This is a genomic window from Moorella glycerini, from assembly GCF_009735625.1.
Taxonomy (GTDB): domain Bacteria; phylum Bacillota; class DSM-521; order Neomoorellales; family Neomoorellaceae; genus Neomoorella; species Neomoorella glycerini.
The window spans coordinates 1,249,897-1,274,725 of the sequence record NZ_CP046244.1; the positions used below are offsets into that span (position 1 = coordinate 1,249,897).

General features: G+C 54.6%; 23 protein-coding genes and 1 pseudogene. 4 read left to right on the forward strand and 20 right to left on the reverse strand.

From position 1 onward, the window contains the following. Positions 1-200: 200 nt before the first annotated feature. The 7 genes from MGLY_RS06235 to selA all read right to left on the reverse strand — a co-directional run bounded on the left by MGLY_RS06235 (position 201) and on the right by selA (position 8,196). Positions 201-908 (reverse strand): ABC transporter ATP-binding protein, encoded by a 708-nt coding sequence (locus MGLY_RS06235; protein ID WP_156272546.1) that lies wholly within the window; start codon positions 906-908, stop codon positions 201-203. Then, positions 883-1,677, reverse strand: coding sequence for an ABC transporter ATP-binding protein (locus MGLY_RS06240; protein WP_156272547.1), 795 nt, complete (start codon positions 1,675-1,677; stop codon positions 883-885). The genes MGLY_RS06235 and MGLY_RS06240 overlap by 26 nt, the downstream gene beginning before the upstream one ends. Continuing rightward, positions 1,658-2,611 (reverse strand): branched-chain amino acid ABC transporter permease, encoded by a 954-nt coding sequence (locus MGLY_RS06245; RefSeq protein WP_156276235.1) that lies wholly within the window; start codon positions 2,609-2,611, stop codon positions 1,658-1,660. Before MGLY_RS06245 ends, MGLY_RS06240 begins: the two co-directional genes overlap by 20 nt. A gap of 9 nt (positions 2,612-2,620) precedes the next feature. Beyond that, the gene (locus tag MGLY_RS06250) at positions 2,621-3,514 is read right to left on the reverse strand and encodes a branched-chain amino acid ABC transporter permease (protein ID WP_170291198.1); all 894 of its coding nucleotides are present in this window, start codon (positions 3,512-3,514) and stop codon (positions 2,621-2,623) included. Between the two features lie 82 nt (positions 3,515-3,596). Continuing rightward, the gene (locus MGLY_RS06255; RefSeq protein WP_156272549.1) at positions 3,597-4,805 is read right to left on the reverse strand and encodes an ABC transporter substrate-binding protein; all 1,209 of its coding nucleotides are present in this window, start codon (positions 4,803-4,805) and stop codon (positions 3,597-3,599) included. Between the two features lie 77 nt (positions 4,806-4,882). Next, positions 4,883-6,787: a selenocysteine-specific translation elongation factor gene (gene selB, locus MGLY_RS06260; protein WP_156272550.1), complete on the reverse strand. Its 1,905-nt coding sequence runs from the start codon at positions 6,785-6,787 to the stop codon at positions 4,883-4,885. Positions 6,788-6,792: 5 nt separating this feature from the next. Then, positions 6,793-8,196, reverse strand: a complete 1,404-nt coding sequence (gene selA / locus MGLY_RS06265; RefSeq protein ID WP_156272551.1) for an L-seryl-tRNA(Sec) selenium transferase — start codon at positions 8,194-8,196, stop codon at positions 6,793-6,795. 194 nt (positions 8,197-8,390) lie between these two features. On the opposite strand from selA, the gene MGLY_RS06270 reads away from it, so the two are divergent. Continuing rightward, on the forward strand, positions 8,391-8,807 hold the full coding sequence (locus MGLY_RS06270; RefSeq protein ID WP_156272552.1) for an Hsp20/alpha crystallin family protein: 417 nt from the start codon (positions 8,391-8,393) through the stop codon (positions 8,805-8,807). Here the strand turns inward: MGLY_RS06270 and MGLY_RS06275 are convergent. Further along, positions 8,804-9,826 (reverse strand): GerMN domain-containing protein, encoded by a 1,023-nt coding sequence (locus MGLY_RS06275; RefSeq protein WP_156272553.1) that lies wholly within the window; start codon positions 9,824-9,826, stop codon positions 8,804-8,806. The genes MGLY_RS06270 and MGLY_RS06275 overlap by 4 nt on opposite strands. Before the next feature lie 74 nt (positions 9,827-9,900). Further along, a complete protein-coding gene (locus MGLY_RS06280) occupies positions 9,901-10,926 on the reverse strand; it encodes a YkvI family membrane protein (RefSeq protein ID WP_156272554.1) in 1,026 nt (341 codons plus the stop codon). 106 nt (positions 10,927-11,032) lie between these two features. On the opposite strand from MGLY_RS06280, the gene yyaC reads away from it, so the two are divergent. Next, positions 11,033-11,662, forward strand: a complete 630-nt coding sequence (gene yyaC / locus MGLY_RS06285) for a spore protease YyaC (protein WP_156272555.1) — start codon at positions 11,033-11,035, stop codon at positions 11,660-11,662. A 2-nt stretch (positions 11,663-11,664) separates the two neighbouring features. On the opposite strand, the gene MGLY_RS06290 is transcribed toward yyaC, so the two are convergent. The 5 genes from MGLY_RS06290 to MGLY_RS06310 form a co-directional block, all read right to left on the reverse strand. After that, complete coding sequence (locus MGLY_RS06290) at positions 11,665-12,306, reverse strand: phosphoribosyltransferase (RefSeq protein WP_156272556.1); 642 nt, start codon at positions 12,304-12,306, stop codon at positions 11,665-11,667. A 140-nt stretch (positions 12,307-12,446) separates the two neighbouring features. Continuing rightward, on the reverse strand, positions 12,447-12,806 hold the full coding sequence (locus MGLY_RS06295) for a bactofilin family protein (RefSeq protein ID WP_156272557.1): 360 nt from the start codon (positions 12,804-12,806) through the stop codon (positions 12,447-12,449). 186 nt (positions 12,807-12,992) lie between these two features. After that, a complete protein-coding gene (locus MGLY_RS06300; protein ID WP_156271235.1) occupies positions 12,993-14,231 on the reverse strand; it encodes an IS110 family RNA-guided transposase in 1,239 nt (412 codons plus the stop codon). A 627-nt stretch (positions 14,232-14,858) separates the two neighbouring features. Then, on the reverse strand, positions 14,859-15,773 hold the full coding sequence (locus tag MGLY_RS06305; protein WP_156272558.1) for a M23 family metallopeptidase: 915 nt from the start codon (positions 15,771-15,773) through the stop codon (positions 14,859-14,861). A 12-nt stretch (positions 15,774-15,785) separates the two neighbouring features. Further along, the gene (locus MGLY_RS06310) at positions 15,786-16,304 is read right to left on the reverse strand and encodes a DUF4446 family protein (protein WP_156272559.1); all 519 of its coding nucleotides are present in this window, start codon (positions 16,302-16,304) and stop codon (positions 15,786-15,788) included. Positions 16,305-16,555: 251 nt separating this feature from the next. Here MGLY_RS06310 and larE point away from each other — a divergent pair, with 251 nt between their 5' ends. Beyond that, positions 16,556-17,398, forward strand: coding sequence for an ATP-dependent sacrificial sulfur transferase LarE (larE, locus tag MGLY_RS06315; protein ID WP_156272560.1), 843 nt, complete (start codon positions 16,556-16,558; stop codon positions 17,396-17,398). Between the two features lie 15 nt (positions 17,399-17,413). Then, on the forward strand, positions 17,414-18,604 hold the full coding sequence (gene larC, locus MGLY_RS06320) for a nickel pincer cofactor biosynthesis protein LarC (protein WP_156272561.1): 1,191 nt from the start codon (positions 17,414-17,416) through the stop codon (positions 18,602-18,604). Between the two features lie 49 nt (positions 18,605-18,653). Here the strand turns inward: larC and MGLY_RS06325 are convergent, their stop codons facing one another. The 6 genes and pseudogenes from MGLY_RS06325 to MGLY_RS06350 all read right to left on the reverse strand — a co-directional run bounded on the left by MGLY_RS06325 (position 18,654) and on the right by MGLY_RS06350 (position 24,754). Continuing rightward, positions 18,654-19,340, reverse strand: a complete 687-nt coding sequence (locus MGLY_RS06325; RefSeq protein WP_246187425.1) for a DUF554 domain-containing protein — start codon at positions 19,338-19,340, stop codon at positions 18,654-18,656. A gap of 33 nt (positions 19,341-19,373) precedes the next feature. Then, a complete protein-coding gene (locus tag MGLY_RS06330; protein ID WP_156272562.1) occupies positions 19,374-19,928 on the reverse strand; it encodes a pyruvate kinase alpha/beta domain-containing protein in 555 nt (184 codons plus the stop codon). 341 nt (positions 19,929-20,269) lie between these two features. Next, positions 20,270-21,893, reverse strand: a pseudogene (locus MGLY_RS06335) (IS200/IS605 family accessory protein TnpB-related protein). Next, the gene (locus MGLY_RS06340) at positions 21,886-22,566 is read right to left on the reverse strand and encodes an IS607 family transposase (RefSeq protein ID WP_156272563.1); all 681 of its coding nucleotides are present in this window, start codon (positions 22,564-22,566) and stop codon (positions 21,886-21,888) included. The pseudogene MGLY_RS06335 and the gene MGLY_RS06340 overlap by 8 nt, the downstream one beginning before the upstream one ends. Before the next feature lie 540 nt (positions 22,567-23,106). After that, positions 23,107-24,000, reverse strand: a complete 894-nt coding sequence (locus MGLY_RS06345; RefSeq protein ID WP_156272564.1) for a ParB/RepB/Spo0J family partition protein — start codon at positions 23,998-24,000, stop codon at positions 23,107-23,109. Then, on the reverse strand, positions 23,993-24,754 hold the full coding sequence (locus tag MGLY_RS06350; protein ID WP_156272565.1) for a ParA family protein: 762 nt from the start codon (positions 24,752-24,754) through the stop codon (positions 23,993-23,995). The genes MGLY_RS06345 and MGLY_RS06350 overlap by 8 nt, the downstream gene beginning before the upstream one ends. Positions 24,755-24,829: the final 75 nt, after the last annotated feature.

Consider the following 24,829-nt stretch of genomic DNA (forward strand, 5'->3'; position numbering starts at 1 on the left):
TCTTGCCTCTTAATATCGCAAGGGAAACTCAAACTACAAAGGGGTGCTAAATTAAATCATGTTTAACAGCTCGAGGTGCCATTATCTCCGCACCCTCTCCGCTTCCACTCCGCTTTTGTTCCAAAAAGCACAATTAAATGTAATTTAACTTCCTGCCGTCAATATAACAGCTACCCGCCCGCAGCGCCAATGCTTACCAATTACCCGCCCAGGTAGGCCTTTTTGACGGCTTCGCTGCTGGCCAGTTCGGCGGCACTGCCTGCCAGGGTGATCCGTCCCGTCTCTAAGACATAACCGCGGTGGGCCACGCTCAAGGCCATGTTGGCGTTTTGCTCTACCAGTAAAATCGTCGTCCCCTGTTCGTTGATCTCCCTGATGATATTAAAAATTTCCTGTACCAGGATAGGGGCCAGGCCCATGGACGGCTCGTCCAGCAGCATGAGCTTTGGCCGGGACATCAACGCCCGGCCGATGGCCAGCATCTGCTGTTCACCGCCGCTTAAGGTACCGGCCATCTGTTTCTGGCGTTCCTTGAGGCGCGGAAAGCGCCGGAAAACCTCCTGCATACTTTTATTTATTCCTTCCAGGTCCCGGTGCAGGTAGGCACCCAGCTCCAGGTTTTCGCGCACCGTGAGATTGGGAAAAATCCGCCGGCCTTCCGGCACCTGGGAAATGCCCATCTTTACTATGGCCTGGGCCGGCAGGCCGTTAATGTTCTGGCCCTGGTAGGTGATGGTGCCGCTCTGGGGCCGTAAAAGACCAGAAATGGTTTTCAAGGTAGTACTTTTACCGGCCCCGTTGGCCCCGATCAGGGTTACAATTTCGCCTTCATTTACCTCCAGGAAAATGCCCTTCAGGGCATGGATGGCGCCGTAATAGACATTAAGGTTTTCTACCTTGAGGAGCAACACCGTTCACCTCCCGCCCCAGATAAGCCTCGATAACCCGTTCGTTGTTGCGAATGGCCTCTGGTGGTCCCTCGGCAATAACCTGGCCGTAATCCAGGACATAAATGCGCTCGCAAATGCCCATTACCAGGGACATGTCGTGCTCGATTAATAAAATCGTCAGGTCGAACTCCTGCCGTACCCAGTTGATCAAGGCCATTAATTCCCTTGTTTCCTGGGGGTTCATCCCGGCCGCCGGCTCGTCCAGCAAGAGGAGTTTAGGCCGGGCCGCCAGGGCACGGGCAATCTCCAGCCGGCGCTGTTCGCCGTAAGGCAAATTTTTGGCTTTTTCATGCTGATAGGGTTCCAGTTTAAATATCCGCAGGAGTTCTTTACTCCGTGCCAGTATCTCTGCCTCGCCCCGGTGAAAGGAGGGCAGGTGTAAAATGGCGTTGAGTACACTGTAGCGGCTGTGCCAGTGGTAGGCAATACGGACATTATCCAGCACACTCAGATCGCCAAAAAGGCGGATATTCTGAAAGGTCCTGGCAATCCCCCGCTGGGTAATCTGGTAGGGTTTCAGGCCCACCAGGTTCTGGCCGTTAAAAATAATCTCCCCCCTGGTGGGACGGTAGACACCGGTCAGCAGGTTAAAAATCGTCGTTTTCCCCGCACCGTTGGGGCCAATCAGGCCTACCAGTTCTCCCTGCTGTAAACACAGGTCCACATTGGCTACCGCCATCAGGCCGCCAAAGGAAATTGTCAAATCCCTAGTTTCCAGCAGAGCCACTGGCTTCACCTCGTTTCGGCACCCAGCGGTCCAGGGTAAATTCCTTGGTGCCCATTAAACCCTGGGGGCGGAAAACCATGATGACAATCAATAATATGGCGTAGATAACCATCCTTAAAACGGCCAGGTCCTGGAGGGCGGCATTAATAAGGGTAATGGCTGCCGCGGCAATAATGGAGCCGGTGATGCTTCCCAGGCCGCCAAAGACTACCATGACCAGGATGTCAAAGGAGCGGAAAAAGGTAAAAGTGGTCGGCTGGATGAGATAAAAATAATGGGCATAGAGGGCACCGGCAATCCCGGCAAAAAAGGCGCCTATGGCAAAGGCCAGGACTTTATAGTAAGTGGTATTGATACCCATGGTTTCGGCGGCAATCTCATTTTCCCGGATGGCCACACAGGCGCGGCCGTGGGTAGAATTAAGAAAATTGACTATAACCAGGATGGTCAGCACCATCATCAGGTAGAGCCAGGTCCAGCTGGTCAGGCGCGGGATACCAATCATCCCGGCGGCGCCGCCAATGTAGTTGATATTATTGGCCACCCCCTTGATAATTTCACCAAAGCCAAGGGTGGCGATGGCCAGGTAATCGCCCTTCAGGCGTAAGGTTGGCAGGCCGATAATTATCCCCGCTAGAGCAGCCGCCAGTGCCCCGGCTATAATGGCCAGTAAGAAAGGCTGGTGCAGCTTCATGGTTAGGATGGCAGCCACATAGGCGCCGACGGCCATAAAGCCGGCATGCCCCAGGGCCAGCTGGCCGGTGAAGCCGACGATGAGGTTTAAGCTTACCGCCAGGATGATGTTGATCCCCAGCATCATCAAGTTAATTTCCTGGAACTTGCTGATCATACCCAGGGACTGGAGGCTAAAGATGAGGAAGTACACCAGTAGCGCACCGGCCAGGGTAAGAAGATTTTTCTTGCTAAACCGCACCTCGGTCACCTACACCTTCTCCGTGTTGTTCTTGCCCAGTAGACCGGCCGGCTTGAGCAGCAGGATTAAAATCAAAAGGATAAAGACGATAGGATCCCTCATTTTACTGCTCCAGTAACCGCTGACCATGGTTTCAAAGACCCCTAAGGCAAAGCCCCCCAGCATGGCGCCGGGGATCAGGCCAATGCCCCCGATAACAGCCGCCACAAAGGCCTTTAAACCCGGCATAATGCCCATTAATGGCTGGATGGTATTGTAATAGAGACCCAGGAGAATACCGGCCACAGCGGCAAAGGCCGAGCCCAGGGCAAAGGTAACGGAAATGGTGTTATCTACATTGATACCCATGAGCCTGGCGGCATCCGGGTCGTGGGAGACGGCCCGCATGGCTTTACCGGTCCTGGTGTAATGGACAATATACTGCAGGACAACCATCATCACCACAGTAACGGCCAGGATCAACAGCTGCAGGGTAGTGGCCGTCAGCTGCATGCCCAGGACTGATAAGGGTAGCTGCTTGTTGGTGATTATACCACCCGGGTAAGAGCGGATGTCGGTCCCCAGGACCATCAGGCCCCCGTTTTCCAGCAACAGGGACATGCCTATGGCCGTGATCAGGGCCGCCAGGCGGGGCGCATTGCGTAAAGGCTTATAGGCCACCCGTTCAATAATGACGCCCAGGAGGCTTGCGCCGGCCATGGCGATGATAAAGGCCCACCAGATGTTGAGCTTTAAATAGACTACCGCAAAAAAACCGATATAAGCTCCCACCATCAAGATGTCGCCGTGGGCAAAATTAATCAGTTGAATAATGCCGTAAACCATGGTATAGCCCAGGGCGATGAGGGCATAAATGCTGCCCAGGGATAAGCCGTTAATTACCTGCTGGAGAAACCCGGCCACAGCTGCCAACTCCTGTCTCAGGCCAAAATAAAGTCCAATGAGGGGGTAAAATGGCCCCCCCATTGGCTTGTCTATCCAGGTTTTATTCTTGCGGTTTGATTTTAGCCTTTAAGGTTTGCTTGCCATCCACCAGGGCAATAATGGCGATTTCCTTAACCGGGTTGTGGTTGGCATCAAAACTCAGCTTGCCGGTAACGCCCTCAAAGCTCTTGGTATCCGCCAGGGCCTGCCGGATGGCTTGCGGATCGGCTTTGCCGGCCCGGTTGATGGCATCGTACAGGAGGTAGGCGGCGTCGTAACCCAGGGCGGCAAAGGCATCGGGCTCGCTGCCGTATTTTTCTTTATACGCCTTGACAAAGGCCTGGACCTTGGGGTTGGGGTCGCTGGCCGAATAATGGTTGGTGAAGTAGGTGTTCTTCAAGTTGGCCGCCCCGCCGGCAAATTCGGCCAGTTTGGGGGAATCCCAGCCGTCGGCCCCCAGCATGGGCACGGTGAGTCCCAGTTCCCGGGCCTGGCTGATAATTTTACCAACCTGTTCATAATAGGCGGGCACATAAATCAGGTCGGCGCCGGCGTTCTTAAAGCGGGTCAGGGCCGGGCGGAAATCCTGGTCGCCCTGGTTAAAGCTTTCTTCGGCTACCACCTGGCCACCCCTTTTGGTGAATTCCGCTTTAAATACCTGGTACAACCCCTTGCTGTAGTCATTGGTATTGTCATAAAGGATGGCCGCCTTCCTGGCCCCTAAATCTTTCGCCGCAAATTCAGCACCAACAATAGCCTGGGGTGGATCGGTAAAGCAGATGCGGAAGATATAGTCGCGGACCTTTTTAGTTTGGGGGTCGACGGTAACATCGGGGTTGGTTGCCGAAGTGGTAAGTAAAGGTACTTTATTGTCGGTAGCTACCGGTACTGCGGCCAGGGTATTGCCCGTGGTGGCCGGTCCCAGGAGGGCAACTACCTTATTTTCAGTTACCAGCTTGGCAGCGACACTCATAGACTCTTCTTTCTTGCTGCCGTTGTCCAGGACAATGGGGTTAATCTTTTTGCCCCCCAGGACGCCCCCCTTGCTGTTGATTTCCTCGAAGGCCAGCATGATGGCATTCTTGGTATTGGTACCATAGGTGGCCACGTCGCCCGACAGCTCGTAGTTGACGCCAATGTTAATCTCGTTGCTACCAGCAGCAGTTCCCTGCTTTTCGCCACCCGACTTGCTCTGGCCGCAGCCGGTGATTAAAGCCGCCGCCAGGAGCAATACCAGGATAACCAGGGCGATTCTTTTAAGCCTCCCCATTTTACATGACCTCCTCCGGTTGTTTTGCCTTTAACAGGCACACTTGCATTTATTATAAACCTGCCCTTGAAGAGCTGTCAATTGGCAATAACCACCCGCCTGTCCCCCTGGCGGCGGGTCAATTTTATCCGGTCCAGGTACTCTAAAAAAGGCAGGACATATTTACGGGAGCTGCCCAGGGCGTCCCTTACTTCCGCCAGGCCAAAGGGGCCGGCCAGGCCTAAATTTTTAACTACCGCCAGGGCCTCCTCAAAGGCCTCCCGGTGCCAGTAAAACTCGTCATTGATTTTAACCAGCACTCCTTCCCGCGTCAGGTAGTGAAGGAGCTCTTCCAGTTCTGCCGGGACCAGGTTGTAAGCAGCTGCTACTTCATTAAAACCAGGGGGCTGCCAGCGGGCCGACCGGTAACGTTCTGCCAGGGCTTGTAAAAGTTCTTTTTGCCGGGAGCTAAACTCGGGTTTAAAATCAGCCAGGGCCACCGTGCTGGCCGTCAGTTGAATACGGCCTTCCCGCGACCATCGTTCCAGCAGGGCCTGGAAGGCCCGCGCCGGCAGGCGGGAGAAATAACGGGAACGTAATTCCTCCCTGGCCAGGCCGGGACGCAGGGGATACTGGCGGTGAAAATCAGCCAGGGCCCGGGCCGCCTCCTGCCACCAGGCAGCCAGGCGTTCATTGCTCACCGCATACAGGTCGTTATCGGCAGCCAGCAAGGTGAGCTGTCCCGCGGTAGCCATATCCTGCAACAATTTCCTGGTTTCCTGCGGCGTTAAGGCCGCCCTGGCTGCCGCTTCCTGCCAGTCCAGGCCATCCCGGTACTCCCGGACAATCTGGGCCAGGATTTCCTCCGGCGAACCTTCCAGGCGCTGCTTTAAGGAAGCCAGGACGGATGGCTCAAAACGGCGGTGCCGGGGCGGTGCCGGGTCAATGACCAGCCCGCCGCCAATGGTTTCCATGGGCGAATAGCTGCGCAAGATAAAGCGATCGGCCCGGGTAGCCACCACCGGCTCCTCCATGAGCAGCTGAACAAAGGCCTTTTCCCCGCCCTTTAATTCCTCACGATCAAGGAGGATAATTCTCCCCAGAACCTCGGCCGTGCCCAGGTAAAAACGGATGCGACTGCGGTTAACCAGGGTACGGGCGCCTGCCAAAAGCTTAAAACTGGCATCCAGGCGATAGGTAGGCCGCAAAAAGCCCGGGGTCAGCAGGGAACTGCCCCGGCTGATGGCTTCCTTTTCTATGCCGGCTAAATTTACGGCTACCCGCTGGCCGGCCAGGGCTTCTTTGACATTCTTACCATGGACCTGGAGGTTGCGGACCTTGGTCTTTATACCTTCCGGCTGGACCTCCAGCTCGTCCCCGATCCGGATGGTTCCTGACCAGAGGGTACCGGTAACTACCGTGCCAAAACCGGTAATGGAAAAAACCCGGTCGACGGGGAGCCTTACCCCGCCTTTTGCCGGCCGGGGTGGAGTTGTTGCCGCCAGGGCCTCCAGCCGGGCCAGGAGCTCGGCTATCCCTTCTCCGGTCAGGGCGGACACAGGTATGATGGGGGCGTCTGCCAGTACTGTTCCCCGGACGGCCTGGCGCACCTCTTCCCGGACCAGTTCCAGCCACTCGGCATCCACCAGGTCGATTTTCGTGAGCACAATGATACCCTGCTTAACCTGCAGCAGGTCAATGATGGCCAGGTGTTCCCTGGTCTGGGGCATCACGCCTTCGTCGGCCGCCACCACCAGCATGACCAGGTCCATGCCGCCGACACCGGCCAGCATCTGGCGAATAAAACGTTCATGGCCGGGTACATCCACCAGGCCTAACTGGCGCCCGCTGGGTAAAGTCAGGGGAGCAAAGCCCAGCTCGATGGATATGCCGCGTTCCTTTTCCTCTTTGAGCCGGTCCGTATCAACGCCGGTTAAGGCCTTGACCAGCACCGTCTTGCCGTGGTCAACATGACCGGCAGTCCCGACAATAATGTAGTCCAAAGTTCCTATCGCTCCTTCTCTCCCAGGGCCTCTGCCAGGGCGCGGGCCAGTTCTTCTCCTTCACCGGGCAGGAGGGTGCGGACGTCAAGGATTAAGGTATCGTCCTGGACCCGCGCCACTACCGGCGGATCTGTTTGCCGCAGGCGCCCGGCCAGCTCCTCTATCGTCAACTGCTCCGGTTTGACGGTTACACCCCAGGACGGCAGTTCAGTTAACGGCAGGGAACCACCTCCGGCCTGGGAGGTGATCGCTTTTATGCCTACCCGCGCCCGGGCACCCAGCACTCCTGCCAGCAAGGCCTGCAACTGTTCCGCCTGCCGGCGTAAGGCCTCCGGCCGGGCTACCAGGGCGGCCAGGGTGGGGATCTCCCGGACGGCCCGGTCCGGGTGACGATAAACCCGCAGGGTTGTCTCCAGGGCGGCCAGGGTCATTTTATCAACCCGCAGGGCGCGGGTTAAAGGGTGACGGGCAATGGCGGCCACCAGTTCCCGGCGGCCCAGGATAATCCCCGCCTGCGGCCCGCCCAGCAACTTGTCCCCGCTGAAGGTTAAAAGGTCTACTCCCTGTTTAATTTCTGCCTGCACAGTCGGTTCGCCGGAAATGCCGTAGTTCTCCAGGTCCACCAGAAAACCGCTGCCCAGGTCTTCCATGACGGGTACCTGCCGGCGCCGGCCCAGGTCAACCAGTTCGGCCGTGGTCACCTCATGGGTAAAGCCCTGGATGCGATAATTGCTGGGGTGAACTTTGAGGAGGAGGGCTGTATCCGGCCCCATGGCAGCCTCGTAGTCCCGCAGGTAGGTCTTATTGGTAGTACCCACTTCTACCAGCCTGGTGCCGCTCTGGGCCATAACCTCAGGTACCCGGAAGGAGCCGCCGATTTCCACCAGCTGGCCCCGGGAAATAATGGTCTCCCTGCCGGCAGCCAGGGTGGCCAGGCTTAGGAAGACGGCGGCAGCGTTGTTGTTAACCACCAGGGCTGCTTCGGCACCGGTCAGTTCCTGGAGCAAACCGGCCACATGATCATAACGGTTACCCCGCTGTCCCCTTGCCAGGTTAAATTCCAGGTTGGTATAGCGCCGGGCTGCCATCAGGGCTGCTTCCGCAGCGGCCTGGCTTAAAACAGACCGGCCCAGGTTGGTATGTAAAACAATACCGGTAGCATTAATGACCGCTCGCAGGCTGCTGCGGCTGCTGGCTTTGTACCTGTTCCTTATTTCCCGCGCCAGCTCTTCCGGGTCCGGCGGCTCAATTCCTGCAGCCAGTATTTTCTCCCGCCAGCCAGCCAGGACCTGGCGGGTACAGGCTACCACCAGGTTATGGTCTTGTTGGGATAATTCCCGGAGCAGGGGATGCCGCAACATCTGGTCTACTGCCGGTAATTGCCGCAAAAGGTTTTTGGGCTGTTCCATGGTTGCCTCCAAAAATTGAAATAGGAAAACGGCGGTCTGGCAAAAACGAACTATCGTTATTATAACCATAAGCTAAAAAATGTGGAACCGGTACAGGTACCAGTTCCGCGTAAAGTTTTCCCCGCCGGGTTATAAACTCCGGCTGCTGGTTAAAAAATATAGCTTAAGAATACTTGCCAAAGGAGGTTTTCCCCATGAGTATCGCTCCCTGGCGCCCCTGGCGCGAACTGGCCGATATCCGCGAGGCCATGTTCCGTAACCTCATGCCCGGCCTCTGGGAAGTCGGCCCCCGCTTTGACATCTACCAGACCGACAGGGAAGTGGTGGCCACGGCAGAATTACCGGGCCTGACATCCAAGGACGATGTGGAGATCACTGCCACCGAAGACACCCTGGCCATTCGGGGTGAAATTCGCCGCAGCGAAGAAACAGAGGATCAGAATTACCACCGCGCCGAGCGCTTTTACGGTACCTTTGCCCGGACCGTCAGCCTGCCAGCCAAGGTAGAACCGGAAAAAGCAACGGCGACTTATAAAAACGGTATCCTGGAGGTCCGTATACCCAGGGCAGAAAACCAGCGGCAGCGGCGCATCCCCATTAATCTCCACTAGTGTTTAAGAAAATTTAATTGCTCCGGCCGGGACAGGGGTTTGTCAATAGCTGAGCCCTCCGGTAAATATTCGCGTTTCTGCCCCTCAATCAACAGCTGTACCCTGTTAATCTCCGGGAACTGGGTTAAGGTAAAGAGGAGGGAATTAAGAAGGGCGGTTTCGGCCGTACTACCCCCGCCATAGCCTGTTACCTCGCGACTGAAATTCACAGTGGCCAGGCCGTGCTCAATTTTTAAATCCAGGAGCCTGGTCCCGGGCCAGATGGTCCGCACCAGCCTGCTATCCGGCGGCGGCCCGGCCAGCAAGGCCAGGATAGCCGCCCGGGGCAGATCGCTTCCCGTGGCTCCGGGCGGCAGCGCCACTGTGACCGGTACCAGGAAGTTGGCGCTGGCGTCATTAAAGTAGACCTGGACACCCTGCTGGTTATCTTTTTTTAAGAGGCTGTTAATTGTGGCCGGCCGGGCCAGGGGTGGATCAAGTTTTACCCCGCCAACCTCCGGCACAGCCTGCCCCTCGACCAGAACTTGTACATAGCGCACATTATCCAGACCGGTCAAAGTTAAAACCAGGGCTTTAATCGCCCTTTCTGCCTGCCCGCTATCCTTCACCTGCAACAATTCTTTTGTTAAATCTACATATACCGTCTGCTGGTTATCTAAAAGATAAACATCCCTCAGCTTAACGCCGTCCGGTATTACTCCCTTTAAACCATCCACCTGGGGACCGGCGAGGAGTTTTTCCACCGCTACTTTAGCTACTTCGCGGGTCGGGTTAAAGGTAACCGTTACCGGTACCAGATAAGCTCCATCCCGGGTCAGGTAATACACTAAAACCTGGCTCAATTCCCTGTCATATAACAACGGGCGTCTCTCTTTGGCAGTTTTGCCGGGCAAATCCTGGGTAGCAGGTTTGGGTTTGCTGAAACAACCGCCGCTAAGCACAACCTGTACCAGTAGCAATAATACCAGTACTACTCGCGACCACCCCCAGCGCCAGTTTCCCGGGTGGTCTGCCTTCATATCCTTCACTCCCTCCCAGGTTTTTTAAAGATTTTTTCGACAAACAAGAGCTAAAATCCTGCCTGTCCTGCATCTTAAAGACGGCGTATTAAAGAGAGGATTAACAAGCACAGGCCCAGGTAACCGAAAAGGGGGTAAATCCAGCTTACCAGGTTGATAAAGCCACAAGTAGCCACCGGCAAAGCCAGGATGAGAATTACTACCGCCGCCCGCCAGGGTGGAAGGGCGGGAATTTGCCCCAGCCTTGTCGCCAGCCCGTAAAGATCACTTGCCGCCGTCGTCACGATAGCCAGCCAGAGGGCCAGGGCATAAAGGTGAAAAAGTCCGGGTTGCAGGCCGGACACCAGGTACAATAAAGGTAGTTCTGCCCGCAGGCCCGCAGGACTTAAAACCGCCAGGGCCGTCACCAGCAAGTACGCCAGGACGCCCAGCACAAGCCCGCCCAGGCCGGCCCCCAGGACCCCCTGGCGGGAGGCCGGCAGGGAGGTAAGTAAAACCGCAACACCAGCCATATTATAAGTAACGTAGAGGCAGGCGTTGAGGACCCAGTTGCTGCTGATGAGCCCCCCTGGTGGTGCAGGCGGGGCAGCAGCAAATGGCCCTGGCCGGGACATGATGGCAACAGCAGCGGTTACAGTCATAATTACCAGCATAACCGGTACCAGCAGGGCATTTAAAAGCAGCAGGCCGCGGCCCTGGCCCAGGCTGGCCAGGAAAGCCAGGACAATGCAGGCCAGAATCCCGGTAATGGGCGCGAAACCAAAATACTGCCGGGCCACGGCGCCGGACCCGGCCAGCATAATAGCCAGGCCACCAAACAGGAAGGCGCCTGTGGCCAGGTCGGCCGGTTTCTCCCAGTTGCCCAGGAGTACCACCAGGAAATCATGGTAAGAGTTAGTACGCCACTTCAGGGCCAGGCGGCGTACCTGGCTGGTAGCCAGGATTAAAAGGGTCCCCATTAAAATTATGGCCGCCGGGGCCTGCGGCCCCAGGATCACGAAAAACTGGACCAGTTCCTGGCCGGAAGCAAAGCCGGCCCCGACCATGGTTCCCACTACCGCTACGGCTACAGCCAGTTCGTCCCTAAGGATCAGGACCACCCTCCCTCAATCTTTGTACATTAATATGCCAGGAGGGTCGTCCTATAGTATAAAAAAGCTGATTCCGGCATATACTCTAGGCACAAGGTTTCTCAGGAGGTAAGGTATGGCACTGTTACCTTTTTTCACCTCTAATCAACCTGAGGCAACCCTCCCTCCTAAGATTAAATATTACTACCAGGACCCCGTGGCAGTGGAAAAATTAAGCCAGACCCTGGCTGGGCACCTGCAGGAGCTTAACCCTCAGGGTAAACAACCCATTGTCGTTGTATGTATTGGTACTGATCGTTCAACGGGTGACTGCCTGGGGCCCCTGGTAGGCACCAATCTTTTACGCATGCCCAGTTTGCCCTTTGCGGTGTACGGGACCCTGGACGAGCCAGTTCACGCCAGCAACCTGACGGAAAAACTGGCCTATATTAAGACCCACCATCCTGATCCCATAATCATCGCCGTTGATGCCTGCCTGGGACAGGCGGAAAATGTCGGCACCATTACCCTGGCCCCGGGGGCTTTAAGACCCGGCGCCGGGGTGAATAAAAATCTCCCGGCTGTAGGAGACATTCACTTTACGGGCATTGTCAACGTCGGCGGCTACATGGAATATTTTGTCCTCCAGAATACCCGCCTGTCCATTGTCATGCGCATGGCCCAGCAAATTGCCAGCGCCATTTACCAGGGTGTGTGCCTGGTTTGCAAGCAGCGCAGTATTGCCGTTGCCCAGGTCCTGCAGTAGGATCAGGAAGCACGTTTGAACTTCGCTAAAATATTTTCCACCTCGTCATCTGAAACCTGGCTGAAATCTTCATAGAACTGGCCCACGGCGTAAAAGGGCGCCGGAGTTGCCAGGCAGATTAAGTCTCCTACGAGAGGCCGCAGGCGTGCCACGGTTTCCGGCGGGGCCACCGGTACGGCCAGGACCAGCCGCCCGGGGTTGGCCTGCTTTACCGATTGCAAGGCCGCCTCTATAGTCAGGCCGGTAGCAATACCGTCATCTACTACAATAACAACCCTTCCGGTGATTTCCGGTTCACTTTCATGACCCCGGTAAACCTCCAGCCGCCGTTTGATTTCTGCCAATTCCCGCCCGATGAGGTCTTTAAGATCGGCCGGCAGCAGATTTAAAGAGCGCATAACGGGTTCGTTGTATAAAACTGTACCGTTCGGCGCCACGGCGGCTACAGCCAGTTCCGGATTGCCCGGCAGGCCCACTTTGCGGGGGATAATCAAATCCACTTCCCCTGCCAGGGCCGCGACGATGGGCGCGGCGACTACCACCCCACCCCTGGGCACGGCCAGCACCAGGGGTTGCTGGCCCCGGTAAACCTGCAGGGCCCTGGCCAGCCGGCAACCGGCATCGTGGCGATCTTTAAAGAGCATGCGGGTCTAACCCCCCGGGAAAAGAGAAGTAGTAATAGCTTTTCCCTTATTTACCTGGCTATGTATGTATTCTCCCGGCCGGAGGCGCAGCAGGTCCCACGGGCCTGGCCCGGCAGAGCCCGGTATAAGCTCCTTCCAGGCTAGGAGTCGGCCGCTAAGGGCATCTGGCAGTGGCCCTGGAGCAAACCGCCGGGTTCGACAATCAGCCGCACCGTCTGGACATCGCCCTCCACCTTGCCCGTCGGGGCAATTTCCAGTTGACCTGTGGTTACTACATCGCCTTTGATGGCTCCCACCACCAGCAGGTTGCGGGCCCTGACCGTGGCTACCACCTGGCCGCTTTCCCCGACCACCAGGTCACCCTCGGTACTTACCTCGCCTTCCAAATTACCGTCGATGCGGACGGCGCCTTCCGCCACCAGTTTGCCGGTTATTTTAGCCCCCTTACCAATGACCGTATCTACCGTTGCCGCAACGGCGTCATTCTTTTTCCCCAGCACTGCCGGCGACCTCCTCCGAAATCACTAAGGCTTACAGTTCAGCCCATATTTCACTTTAGTGGAAATAATTAGTGTGCGTTATTGCTGTATAAACTTTACTCTGGCGGTATAGCTATACTAAAATGTGTCTTTTTACCATTGCATGCTTGCACCTAGCATTTATCTTTCCTTTGGCTTTTTTTAAAACTAGGCAACAGAAGGCTTTTCTTCTAGAGTTACTGTGTAACCTTGGGCTTCTATTTGCTTTACTAACCGCCTTATTCGGCGTTCTCGTTCTTCTTTGGTATAGTAGTTTGGTCCTGGATCCTGGTAATGGGCTTTATCTTTTAGGAGATGGTAGATAATTTTTATCAGACTATGGGCGATGGCTAGCAGGGCTTTTTTCTTGCCTAGTCGTGGCGCTAATCGACGATATTTCGCGGAGAGATAGCTGTCTTTTGTTCGTATTGCGGCCCAGGAACATTGGACTAATATTGCTCTTAAGTGTTGATTTCCTTTACGGGTTTTCCCACTCTTTCGTTTACCGGCACTTTCGTTGTTACCGGGACAGACCCCTGCCCATGAGGCTAAATGGTCAGCATCAGGAAAGGGGGTCATGTCGACGCCTATTTCGGCAATTATATCCTGGGCTGCTTCTTTTTTTATGCCGTTTACTTCAGCTAGTCTCCCCGCTTCTTCGAAAAAAGGCTCCATCCTTTTTTCGATTTCGGCATTTAGTTCTTCGATTTGTTGCTCTAAAAACTCCAGGTGCTCTAGTTGTTGTTTCAACAATAGCCGGGTATGTTCTTCTATTTTCCCCTCCAGGGCTTTTTCTAGTTCTGGTATCTTCTTGCGTAATTTCCCCCTGGCCATTTGCGCTAGTTCTTTTGGATCTTCGTTCCCGTTAAGCATCGCTTTTAGTATCTCTCGCCCTGATACGCCCATGATATCTGTGGCTACTGAACTTAATTTGATATTGCTGTTTTCTAGCTGCTTTTGGACCCTTTGCACCTCGCGGCTGTGTTCTGCTACCAAAGCCGCCCTATACCTGGTTAACTCCCTTAATTCCCTTATTTCTTTCGGCGGGATAAAGCTTCCTGCTAGCAGGCCATGCCTTAAAAGTTCGGCTAGCCACACCGCGTCTTTGCAGTCGGTTTTCTTCCCCTTTAAGGCTTTAAAGTGTTCGGGGTTGATCAATATTAATTCTGGTATTTGGCCTTCTAAAATGTTGTATATCGGTTTCCAATATACTCCGGTGCTTTCCATGGCTACGGCAGTAACTCCGTTTTCTAAAAGCCATCCCCGTAACCCTTCTAAGTCTTCGGTCATGGTGCCAAAGGTTCTTATTTCTTGTTTTAGTTGTTTTTCTCCTGGCGTGATCAGACACGCCACTACCTTTTTCTTGTGGACATCTAGCCCACAGCAGCGTTCATACACTACTTCCATTTCGTGGTTTCTTGCTTTCCCCTCTTTCTTTTTTATTTTTTATTTAACTACTGCCAAGAGACACCTCCATGGTCTAAGAATCTCCTCCACGTGCTCAGCCTTCCAAGGCGGGTACTTTACCTTGTTGAGGCCTGCTTTACAGTTCGTGGTTCCTAAAGGTGTCTGGATCAGACTCCTCCTCGGGCTCCTTGTCCGGCACCAGAGCGAAATCGATCCTTTTCATGGCAGTGTTTTAACTTATACTATCACCTATTTCATGTGTCGTGGAGGGGGCGCCAGCCCCCATGGGGGGCTCCTCCGGAAATAGGGTTCTGCCAGAATTGGTGTCTTCTGGTGGGGATATGTCCCTCCGCCGCTCAGGAGTTACGCGCCGACAGGACGACGGCTCGGTTCGGACCGCTGCTCGTCGCCTGCGGATTGCCCATGAACAGGCTCCTGGTTCCGCCAACTTTACTCCTTCTATGAGATTACGTCGTTCTCTCACAAAGGTACGCTCAGGCGTCCTCGGCTCCGGCAGCGGTTGCCTCACCTCGCCTGTCCTGTTACCGGCGCTCCACTATTCGCGGCTCCGGGACATACCCCCACCCTAACGCCCAGGCAAATCTTAACCGTTTGCTGGCGGGGTCGTCAGCCCCCATGAGGGGCTCCTCCCGAAAGATATTTTAAGGGATCCTGTAACTGGTCATATAGTTTCACTTGAAAGTGCAAGTGGGGACCGGTACTGCGACCGCTGCTGCCCACCCTGGCGATAGGCTGGCCGCGCACTACCTGTTCTCCCGTTTTAACTAAGAGTTCAGAATTATGGCCATACATACTTGTTAGCCCATAGCCGTGATCAATGATAATGGCACGTCCATAAACCGGCATCCAGCCGGCAAAAACCACCCGGCCGTTGCCAGCAGCCTGGACCTCCGCGCCATAGGCAGCGGCAATATCAATGCCTTCATGAAATTCTTCCCGCCGGCCAAAGGGGGAATCCCGGTAGCCAAAAGGGGAAGAAACCGGCCCCCTTACCGGCCAGTGGGAGGGCAGGGCTGCCAGGTAAGCCAGGTGCTGTTCCATTTCCCGGGCCAGTTCTTTGAGTTTGACCTCCTGGCGGGGAGTTTCCCGGGCTACGCCGTTCAGGATAGAACGTACCTGGTTTAAAGTTTGTTCCTGTTCCCGTGGTCTTAAACGGCCACCCCGGGAAGCTTCACTGGGGCGCCCACCGCCTCCCTGGCCCAGGCCCAGCAAGGACCTTACCCGGGCATCCAGTTCGTCGATGCCCTGGATTTTTTCCTGTAAAGCCCTGGCCTGTTCCTCCAGTTGCATAATCTGGGCGGCCTGGCTGGCATTGATCTGGTCAATAACTCTAAGCTCGGCAACCCTTTTGTGCAGGTGATATACTGCTCCTGCGGCTGTAATTAAGGCTATAATAAGCAGTATGGCCATTACGACCGCGACCTGGAAAAACCATGCCGGGAGTAAATAGCGATAAACTCCCCGGCGCCCTTCCGGGACAAGCATTAGCGTAAAGTAACGATCACGCCGGCTACCCTTCAAACCCGGATCCCCCTAACTGGCTGCCTTTTCCGGCGTCAGCAAGCCGAGGGCCATGGCCAGGGCCTTTTCTTCCTCTTCGCTCAGGCGGTAAGTCGAACGCCCACCGTGAACGGGTTTAATAAAGACGCGAGTCTCGTCCCGGGCATAAAGGCTGGTGAGGATAAAACCGTGCCCTTCCCTGTTAAGGAGGGCCAGGGCAAAACTCAAATCGCTGCCGGTATCGGGAAAGGCATTAAAGCGGATCAAGCCCATGCGGCTGAAACTTTTTTCCAGGCCCACCTGGAGATCGGCTGCCTTTTCGTGCACCTGTTCAAGGGCTTTCTTTATCTCCCCGAGGTCATGAAAGCGCGCCAGGACGGCAGTCAGGTCGTGGCCTTCGCCAGTTTCAGCTAAACGCTTGATGCGTCCTTCCAGGCGCCTTACCTCAGCATGGTTATACCAGAGAAAAAGGATGATAAGCAATTGCAAGCCGGCCAGCCCCAGGAGGATAGGGATATAATAGGGTGCCAGTAAAGAAGTAAGTGCCGCCAAGGCAAAATCCTCCCTACTAAATTACAGCAAAGGATTTATTTCCACATGAAATGCCATTTTCCTGTTATTTAAACTTACCTTTCGCAAAAATAAACTGGTTAACTACCGCTAATATCATGCTATCCCGAGAGAACCTGTATCTGCAAGTATGCAAATTCTATCATCCCGAAAAAAATAAATCCAGCAGGATTTATTAAGGTAGAAGAAGAAAGTCTATATGCCTATAAATAAATTAAAGCGTGGTGATATTAATGATAACTGCTGATCTAGCTGCCAAACTGGAACACCTGCAAAATAATTTAGCAGGCATGGAAGCCATCCTGGTGGCCTATTCCGGTGGTGTTGACAGCAGCCTTTTACTCAAGGTAGCCAGTATGACGCCAGCCAGGGTCCTGGCGGTAACGGCCGCTTCACCCACTTATCCCCAGGTGGAAATAGAAGCCGCTACCCGGCTGGCGCGGGAACTTGGTATCTCGCATATGGTAATAAATACCAAAGAAATGGCAAACCCTGCCTTTACTGCTAACCCGCCGGAACGCTGCTACCATTGCAAAAAGGAACTTTTTGCTACCTTGCAGGAACTGGCCCGGGAACACGGACTGAAAGTAATAGTTGATGGCGCCAATGCCGATGACAGCAGCGATTTCCGCCCTGGTAGCCGGGCGGCCAGAGAGTTCGGCGTCCGCAGCCCCCTGCAGGAAGCAGGCCTGACCAAAGAGGAGATCCGCCGGCTGGCAAGATACTTAAGCCTGCCCAACTGGGATAAGCCTTCCATGGCCTGCCTTTCCTCCCGCATCCCCTACGGCCAGGCCATTACACCGGAAAAACTGGAGCAAGTGGCTGCTGCCGAAGCTTTCTTACGCCAGCTGGGTCTAAGGGAAATCCGGGTACGTCATCACGGCGCCGTTGCCCGCCTGGAGGTAAACCCATCCGCCTTTGCCCTTCTCATTGATACAAGTGTCCGGGAAAAGCTGGTTAACTGTCTCCACGAACTCGGGTTTACCTATATCACCCTAGATTTAGAAGGCTTCCGCAGCGGCAGCATGAATGCCGTGCTTAGCCCGGTGGAACGGGTAGTAAGGCACAATGCTTAAAGCAGGGGGAGAAAAATGAAAGTCGCCTACTTTGACTGCTTTTCCGGTATCAGCGGTGATATGTGCCTGGGGGCCCTGCTGGCCAACGGCCTCTCCCGGGATGAACTGGTGGCGGGCTTAAAAGGCCTGGCCCTGGAGGGATGGGAATTAAAGGTCAGTAAAGTCAAGCAGCAGGGTATTGCGGCCATAGATGTAGCTGTGCAGGTGTCCGGTCACCAGCCCCACCGCCACCTGGAAGATATCCTGGAACTGATCAATAACAGCCCGTTGCCTGCGCCGGTACGGGAAAAAGCAACGGCTGTCTTCCGGCACCTAGCCCGGGCTGAGGGCCAGGTGCACGGCATCAGTCCCGAAAAGGTCCACTTCCATGAAGTCGGGGCCGTCGATGCCATTATCGATATTGTGGGCACCGTCCTGGGCCTGAACCTCCTGGGTATTGAGCGGGTTATAGCATCACCCCTGCCCCTGGGCTGCGGCTGGGTCGAATGCCATCACGGCAAGCTACCGGTACCGGCACCGGCGACCCTTTACCTGCTCCAGGGTTACCCTGTTTACGGCACTGAAGATAAAGCCGAGCTGGTAACCCCCACCGGCGCGGCCCTCATCACCACCCTGGCCGAAGCTTTCGGTCCTTTCCCGGCCATGGATTTGACCAGCGTTGGCTTTGGCGCCGGGAAAACCCTTCTTGCGCATCCCAACCTCCTGCGCCTGGCCCTGGGAGAAATTACCGAAAAACAGCTAGAAGGAGAGGAGAGCAGCCTGGTCATCGAGACGACCATTGATGACATGAACCCCGAGTTTTTCCCCGTCCTCATGGAGCAGGTCCTGGCTGCCGGGGCCGTGGATGCCTACTTTACGCCGGTACAGATGAAGAAAGGTCGCCCCGGCGTTCTCTTTACAGCCCTCTGCCCGGAAAACCGCCTGGCCTCAGTAGCGGCGGCCATCTTCCGCCATTCCAGCACCCTGGGCCTGCGCTTCCGCCGCGACCAGCGCCTGGTCTGCCAGCGACGGAGTACCGAGGTGCTGACTCCCTACGGACCGGTTACCGTCAAATGGGGGCTTTACCATGATCCTGAGGGCCGGGCAATCACTAACGTAGCCCCGGAATATGAATCCTGCCGCCGGGCCGCCCTGGCCGCCGGCGTGCCTGTAAAGGAAGTCTACGCCGCCGCCCTGGCTGCCGCCCGGGCCGTAAAGGTATGGTGACCTAAGCTAACCCCTTGCCTGCCAGCGACAGGTCAAAGGGTTAGCTTTTTTAGTGCCACCATAAGGACAGCAGGGCAGCAAAGACAAGGGCTGGTAAAAGGTTACCGGCGGGGATCTCCTTTATCTTCAGTACTCCAAGGGCAATGGCGATAATGAGCAATCCGCCGCTGGCAGTAATTTCGGTTACTGCTGGCGTCAGGTAGTTCTGCAGCCAGGCGGCCATGAGGGTCAAACTGCCCTGGTAAACAAGCACCGGCAGGGCCGCCAGGGCCACTCCCCAGCCCAGGGTGGTACTCATGGTAACGGCCAGGATGCCGTCCAGCAGAGCCTTGGCATAAAGGGTATTGTAATTGCCACGTAAACCAGCCTCCAGGGAACCCATAATGGCCATAGCACCGACACAGTAGAGAAGACTCGCGCCGACAAAGGCCCGGGTAAGCTCTCCGCTACCGCCCCGGGTAAGAAGTAGCTCCAGGCGCCGCCCCAGGCCGGCCAAACGCCCTTCAATATCCAGGAGTTCCCCGCTAATACCCCCGGCTACCAGGCTGACAATCACCAGCACGATATTTTTGCCCTGGGCGGCCATGGCCAGCCCCACCAGTAATATACCCAGGCCAGTGGCCTGGGTAACTGTTTTCAGCAGGCGCCGGGGCAGGCGCTGGCCAATTAAGGACCCTAAAAGGGAACCGGCCAGGATGGCCAGGACATTAACCCATGTCCCCCACAAGTTCTTCACCCCGATTTCAGGCGCCGGCCGGCGCCTTTTTCTTTAAAACTCCCTGGGTTTGCAAATTATCTCTCTGATTTTGGTGGCGAAAAAGTCCTGGGAATGGGCCGGGCGTAAAACCAGGGCCGTATCGACACCTTCGTTGCTGCCGCCCAGGGCAATGACATCCACCCCCGCCGGTATGAGACCAGCGTCCAGGGCCATGCCGGCAACCTCGACGGCCACCTTGGTGCCCTGGCCAAAGAGACGCAGGGTATTGGCGATAATTTCGGCCGGGTAAATGCCCTGGAAACTGAAGCGCAGGGCGCGGTCCAGGCCGGCCAGCAGGTGGGTGGTGGTCAGGACTTTAATCCCCCCATCCTCCAGGCGCCGGCGCGTGGCCGCATCCATTTCTATTTCCCCCGGATTTTTAAAACCGGCCTGGTGGGTAACGCAAACGATATTTAAGTCGTTATTCCCCAGGCACAGCGAGGCGCTGTAGCCGGTTGCCGAAGCAACAACCACATCCTTTAGCCCCAGCTGCCTGGCCCGTTCCAGGGCCAATTTCACCGTCCCTTCTGTATTTATCTTTCCTTTGGCTTGCCAGTATGTTGTCATGTATAGATTCCTGGCTCAAAAAACCTAACAAGTCTTGATACATTGTACCAATTCTTGATAGGCGGCCTCCCCATGACCAGGCTTTTCGCTCCTTTCGGATTTGATTTGCCTGCCCCTGGGAACAGGCTTCGCGACAGGGAGACCTCGGCCCCGGGGGTCTCACCCGGACGGGAGAACGGCACTTGAACCGGGCGTAAGGCGTGGCCTTAAGGAGAACCATAAAAGTTCCCGCCTTACGTTGACCGTTAAGTGGTCCAGCGCTTTAGTCTTTCAAGAGCCGGACGCCTCCGCGCGATCTGTTGGATGCGGCCTACCGGTTTGTCCGATACCGGTTAACGGGGTCACCTACTTGATAAAGCAAGCCGTTTCAAGTCGTGCCAGGCAGAGTAAAAAGATTCCTGTTTATAGCGGTCTAAACCGTTATGAACGGAAACCTTTTCGTCCAGCCGCTTGAAAAGCCGCTTTACCTTTCGGGTCATCCCTTTTCCTTCCCCAGGTAAGGTATCGACCTTTTGGTTCGACTTTTCTTTAATGGCTTGGATTTTTTGTTTTAACTCTTTAGTGATGCGTTCTTTAAAACCTATAGCCCGACGGGCAATTGTCATCGCGGCAGCATGGTGGATTGTTATCCCGTACCGCTCCATGTATTTCCAATAGCCGATAGTGGAAGTGTGAGCTGGCCGGACCGGCTTAAGGGGAAATTGGCTGCCATGCGGTTGAATTTTTTATTGGTGTCCAGCCGGTCTTTGCCGAAGTCCAGATCTTCTAAAGCGATGGGCTTGCCTAATGTTTTGGTAATATCCACCACTACCTGAGCCAGAACGCCGATGAGGTAAGCGCGTCTGAAACTGCGGCTGTAAGCCAATTCGGGCATCTTGATGTAAAAAAACCGTTCGGGTGCATTGTAACCTGAAATTCCCCGTCGAATTTATGCAGTGCCTTCGGATACGGTACGATAAATCCTTCCGGCCAGGGCTCGGGCTGGCCAAAATAGTTGACGTTGGCTAAAGCCACCCCGTCCGGGTTGGTGTCTAAGCCCACATAACCCAGGTTGGGGTCGGTCACCAATTCAGGCGCCGTCATGGTGAAGGCGATATGAACCCTGTACCGGCCGTCCCGGCCTTTGATCAGCTCTACGGTATAAGGCACGCCTGTTAAGAGCAATTCCCATACTTTCAACCGGTGTTTCTCCGGCAGCCAGAGCTTCCCTGTCACCCGCGGAGCCCTGGTCATTATCGGCCTCCCTTTGCTGTCTATGCCTTTTTGTTCGGATAAATGGGAAATAGTGATGTTAAGGCGGAATTCCCCGCCTTGATAAACTGCTCTTATGTTGGGATTGCCGTTTTTAGTGTCGTCACCGCGGGCGTATAACCGGTTCTGCCGGACGTCCCGCCATTCTTCCCGGCTGGCCTTGCCCTGGCAGACCTGCCGCCATAAAGAACGTCCCCCGAAAACTACCTTGGGGATAGTGACGTTAGCTTCATGCTTCTGGAGTTCGGCCAGTTTAGCGGCAAGCTTTTTGACCCGAGTCTTGCGGCCGTGGAATGTCCGTTTAGCTTGCTCTATTTTTGCGGGGTCATTGGCCTTAATCGCTTTGTCTAGATCCTTTTCAGCCCAGCGGAGTTTCTTTTTAGCCCGGCTCAGTTTGGTTTCTGTTTCCTCGATTTCTAACGACAGGAGTTCCTTTTGTGATTCTATGACAGCCTTCGCTTTCATTATGGCGTCGTCACAGTAGCGGGAGTTTAAGCCGCATACCCCTTGGCCTTCTTGTTTAAGTTCTTCCCGGGAACGACCCTCCAGCAACCTGTTGAACGCCCAGCGCTCGCAGGAGCAAAAAAGACGCATCTCCGTGTCCAGCGGGTCTTCATCCCCCCGGCTCCATTTCTCGGACCGGAAAGCAGGGTAAGCTTCCGGAAACCACTCGCCGCAGACGGTATACTTGAGGCCGCCGTTAAGTTCACTCATTTTCTTTTTGTTTTTTCTCTTTTTGTTCTTTCGCTGCTCCTTCATCTGGCTCCACTCCCGCGATTAGTTCCCGAAACCCCTGTCTCACTTTTTTGCCGCCCCTGGCCCCGTACAGCCGGGCAGAAAATGACGTGACTATGGCTAACAAATCCTTAACCAGTTCGCTTTGGGCGTCTTCCGGTTCTTTTTCCGCTATGGCGACTATTTCTACGCCGCAATATTTTAAATGACGCTCAATGTACGAATACCCAAAACGGGCCAGCCGGTCGGGGTACTCGATAATAAGCTTTTTGTATTCTCCCCCCTCGGCCAGTTTGATGGCATTGGTTAACCCCCGGCGTTTCTGGTTCAGGCCGCTGGCCACGTCCGCAAATTTCGCCCTGATGGTAAAACCGTGCTCTTTAGCGTATTGGCGCAACCGTTCCATCTGCCTCATCAGGTTGCCAGCATCAGCCTGCTTTTTAGTGGATACCCGGGCGTATAGCACGGCTGCCTCGCGTCCGTCAGTCAATTGATCGGACTGCAAAAGCCTGTTGAGTTCATCCATAGAGTAACGGCGCTGGCCTCCAGGCAAACGGACGGGCTTAATTAACCCTCGCTTTTCCCAATTGCGCAGGCTGTTAGGATGGACTCCTAATTTCTTTGCTGCTTTGCTGATGGTTAATAGTTCCATAATCTTATGGTAATCATTTTGTTATGTTTTGTCAATATTTATTAACCTTTAGCAGCTGCTACAACCCTCCCAAAAAAGACTTCTTAATCTCGTTGACTATTGAAGTGGTGCTGCTGTGTCCCGGAGCCGCGAATAGTGGAGCGCCGGTAATAGAACAGGCGAGGTGAGGTTACCGCTGTCGCCGCCGAGGACGCCTGAGCGTGCCTTTGAGAGGAAACAAGCGTAATCTCATAGAAGGCTCATAGCTTGCGGAACCAGCAGCCTCTTCATTGGCAATCCACAGGCGGCGAGCAGCGGTCCGAACCGAGCCGTAGTTCTGTCGGCGCGTAACTTTTGAGCGGCGAGGGACACAGCATCACCAACTGATAACTACCAGAGCCCGAAGCCTGTATCCGCCACCACTTACCTGAGCCCGCATTTTCATGTTTCGCCGGAGGAGGCGTTAGCCCCCCTCCATGATTGGTCGAGGGCTGGCTATACTTTGAAGCGAACTTTAATTTACAGCCCTTCTCTAAGCCGGAAGGGTTAAGGAGGGATGGTTCATAATGTTTCACGTGAAACATTTTCCCTGGTTAATACCGCTATAATCCTTTCTAAGTCCTCGGTTCCAAAATAATAGATTTCTATTTTACCTTTATTTTTCCCGTGATTCAGTTTGACCTTTGTGCTTAAAATGTGCTGGAGTCTATCTTCAAGTTGCTTGACTTCTAAATTAACTTTTTCGTACTTCACCTGCTTTTTCTGAGGGATTTGAAGGGCCTCAACTTGAGCCTGCATCTTTTTAGCAATTATTTCTGCCTCACGGACTGCTAACCCTTCTTCTTTAACTTTTTTTGCTAGCATTATCTGCTGTTCTCTGTCCTTCAAACTAAGGATTATCCTGGCATGTCCGGAGGATATTTCATTCTTCCGGAGCATCTCCTGTATTTCCTCTGGTAACTGCAACAGGCGCAGGGCATTGGCGATTACGGGCCGGCTTTTACCTACTCGGTGGGCGATTTCTTCCTGGGTAAGATTATGTTCGTTTATTAGTGCCTGGTAAGCTTCAGCTTCCTCGAGGGGATTGAGATCTTCCCGTTGCAGGTTCTCTATCAAGGCTATTTCAGCCGTTTCCCTGGCATCCAGGTCCTTGATGATGGCTGGTATTTCCTTTAATCCAGCCAATTTTGAGGCGCGCCAGCGGCGTTCGCCGGCAATTAGTTCGTACCTGTCATCGCCAACGGGTTTAATCACTATCGGCTGGATAACGCCGTGGCTTTTGATTGACAGGGCCAATTCCTCTAATTTCCCGGCATCGAAATCTCGCCTTGGCTGGTGCCGCCCGGCTATAATCCGGTCAATTGCTACGCTGGTTACTTCCCCTGCTATAACTTCTTTTTCTTCAGTTGGTGGCAATAAAGCTCCCAGGCCCCGGCCCAGGCCCCTTTTAACCATTGTTTATCACCTCCCTTGCCAGTTCTTGATAGGCTTCGGCCCCACGGGAACGGGGGTCATAAAGGCTGATTGGCTGGCCATAGCTTGGCGCTTCACTTAGCCGCACATTACGCGGGATAATGCTTTTAAATACTTTTTCGGGGAAGTGATTTTTCACTTCATCAACTACCTGCATGGATAAATTGGTCCGCGGGTCATACATTGTTAAGACAACCCCTTCTACTTTCAAGCGGGGGTTCAAGTGGCGCGCAACCAGCTGGATGGTGTTCATCAACTGGCCCAGCCCTTCCAGGGCATAATATTCACATTGAATAGGAATTAAGACGCCGTCGGCTGCCGTCAGGGCATTGATGGTGAGCAAACCCAGGGAGGGCGGACAATCGATTATTATGTAGTCATAGTTATCTTTGACTTCTTTCAGGGCTTTCTTTAATTTCTGCTCCCTGGCAATGGCAGTCACCAGTTCAACTTCAGCGCCTGCCAGTTCAATGGTCGCCGGCGCCAGGTCTAGAAGGGACACTCCTGTGGCGATAATTACACCGGCTATGGGTACGCCGTTAATAATGACATCATAGATACAGTGCTCGATGCGCAGGCGATCAATGCCCAGGCCGCTAGTGGCGTTACCCTGGGGATCAATATCTACCAGTAGTACTTTCTTTCCCGCCTGGGCTAAAAAGGCACTCAAATTGACGGCAGTGGTGGTTTTACCAACCCCTCCCTTTTGATTGGCAATGGCCATAACCTTGCCCATGGGATTGACCTCTCCCTTGACTTTTTTTCTTTATTTCGGCATGCTTGTTCGGGTTCCTGCCGGCCTTGATTATTT

What these genes read in the sequence shown, in the direction of transcription:
- selA (WP_156272551.1), bottom strand. Translation starts at nt 8,196, where the DNA reads ATGGAACAGCCCAAAAACCTTTTGCGGCAATTACCGGCAGTAGACCAG.
- yyaC (WP_156272555.1), top strand. Translation starts at nt 11,033, where the DNA reads ATGGCACTGTTACCTTTTTTCACCTCTAATCAACCTGAGGCAACCCTC.
- larC (WP_156272561.1), top strand. Translation starts at nt 17,414, where the DNA reads ATGAAAGTCGCCTACTTTGACTGCTTTTCCGGTATCAGCGGTGATATG.
- MGLY_RS06340 (WP_156272563.1), bottom strand. Translation starts at nt 22,566, where the DNA reads ATGGAACTATTAACCATCAGCAAAGCAGCAAAGAAATTAGGAGTCCAT.
- MGLY_RS06300 (WP_156271235.1), bottom strand. Translation starts at nt 14,231, where the DNA reads ATGGAAGTAGTGTATGAACGCTGCTGTGGGCTAGATGTCCACAAGAAA.
- MGLY_RS06255 (WP_156272549.1), bottom strand. Translation starts at nt 4,805, where the DNA reads ATGGGGAGGCTTAAAAGAATCGCCCTGGTTATCCTGGTATTGCTCCTG.
- MGLY_RS06350 (WP_156272565.1), bottom strand. Translation starts at nt 24,754, where the DNA reads ATGGGCAAGGTTATGGCCATTGCCAATCAAAAGGGAGGGGTTGGTAAA.
- MGLY_RS06270 (WP_156272552.1), top strand. Translation starts at nt 8,391, where the DNA reads ATGAGTATCGCTCCCTGGCGCCCCTGGCGCGAACTGGCCGATATCCGC.
- larE (WP_156272560.1), top strand. Translation starts at nt 16,556, where the DNA reads ATGATAACTGCTGATCTAGCTGCCAAACTGGAACACCTGCAAAATAAT.
- MGLY_RS06330 (WP_156272562.1), bottom strand. Translation starts at nt 19,928, where the DNA reads ATGACAACATACTGGCAAGCCAAAGGAAAGATAAATACAGAAGGGACG.
- MGLY_RS06345 (WP_156272564.1), bottom strand. Translation starts at nt 24,000, where the DNA reads ATGGTTAAAAGGGGCCTGGGCCGGGGCCTGGGAGCTTTATTGCCACCA.
- MGLY_RS06290 (WP_156272556.1), bottom strand. Translation starts at nt 12,306, where the DNA reads ATGCTCTTTAAAGATCGCCACGATGCCGGTTGCCGGCTGGCCAGGGCC.
- MGLY_RS06275 (WP_156272553.1), bottom strand. Translation starts at nt 9,826, where the DNA reads ATGAAGGCAGACCACCCGGGAAACTGGCGCTGGGGGTGGTCGCGAGTA.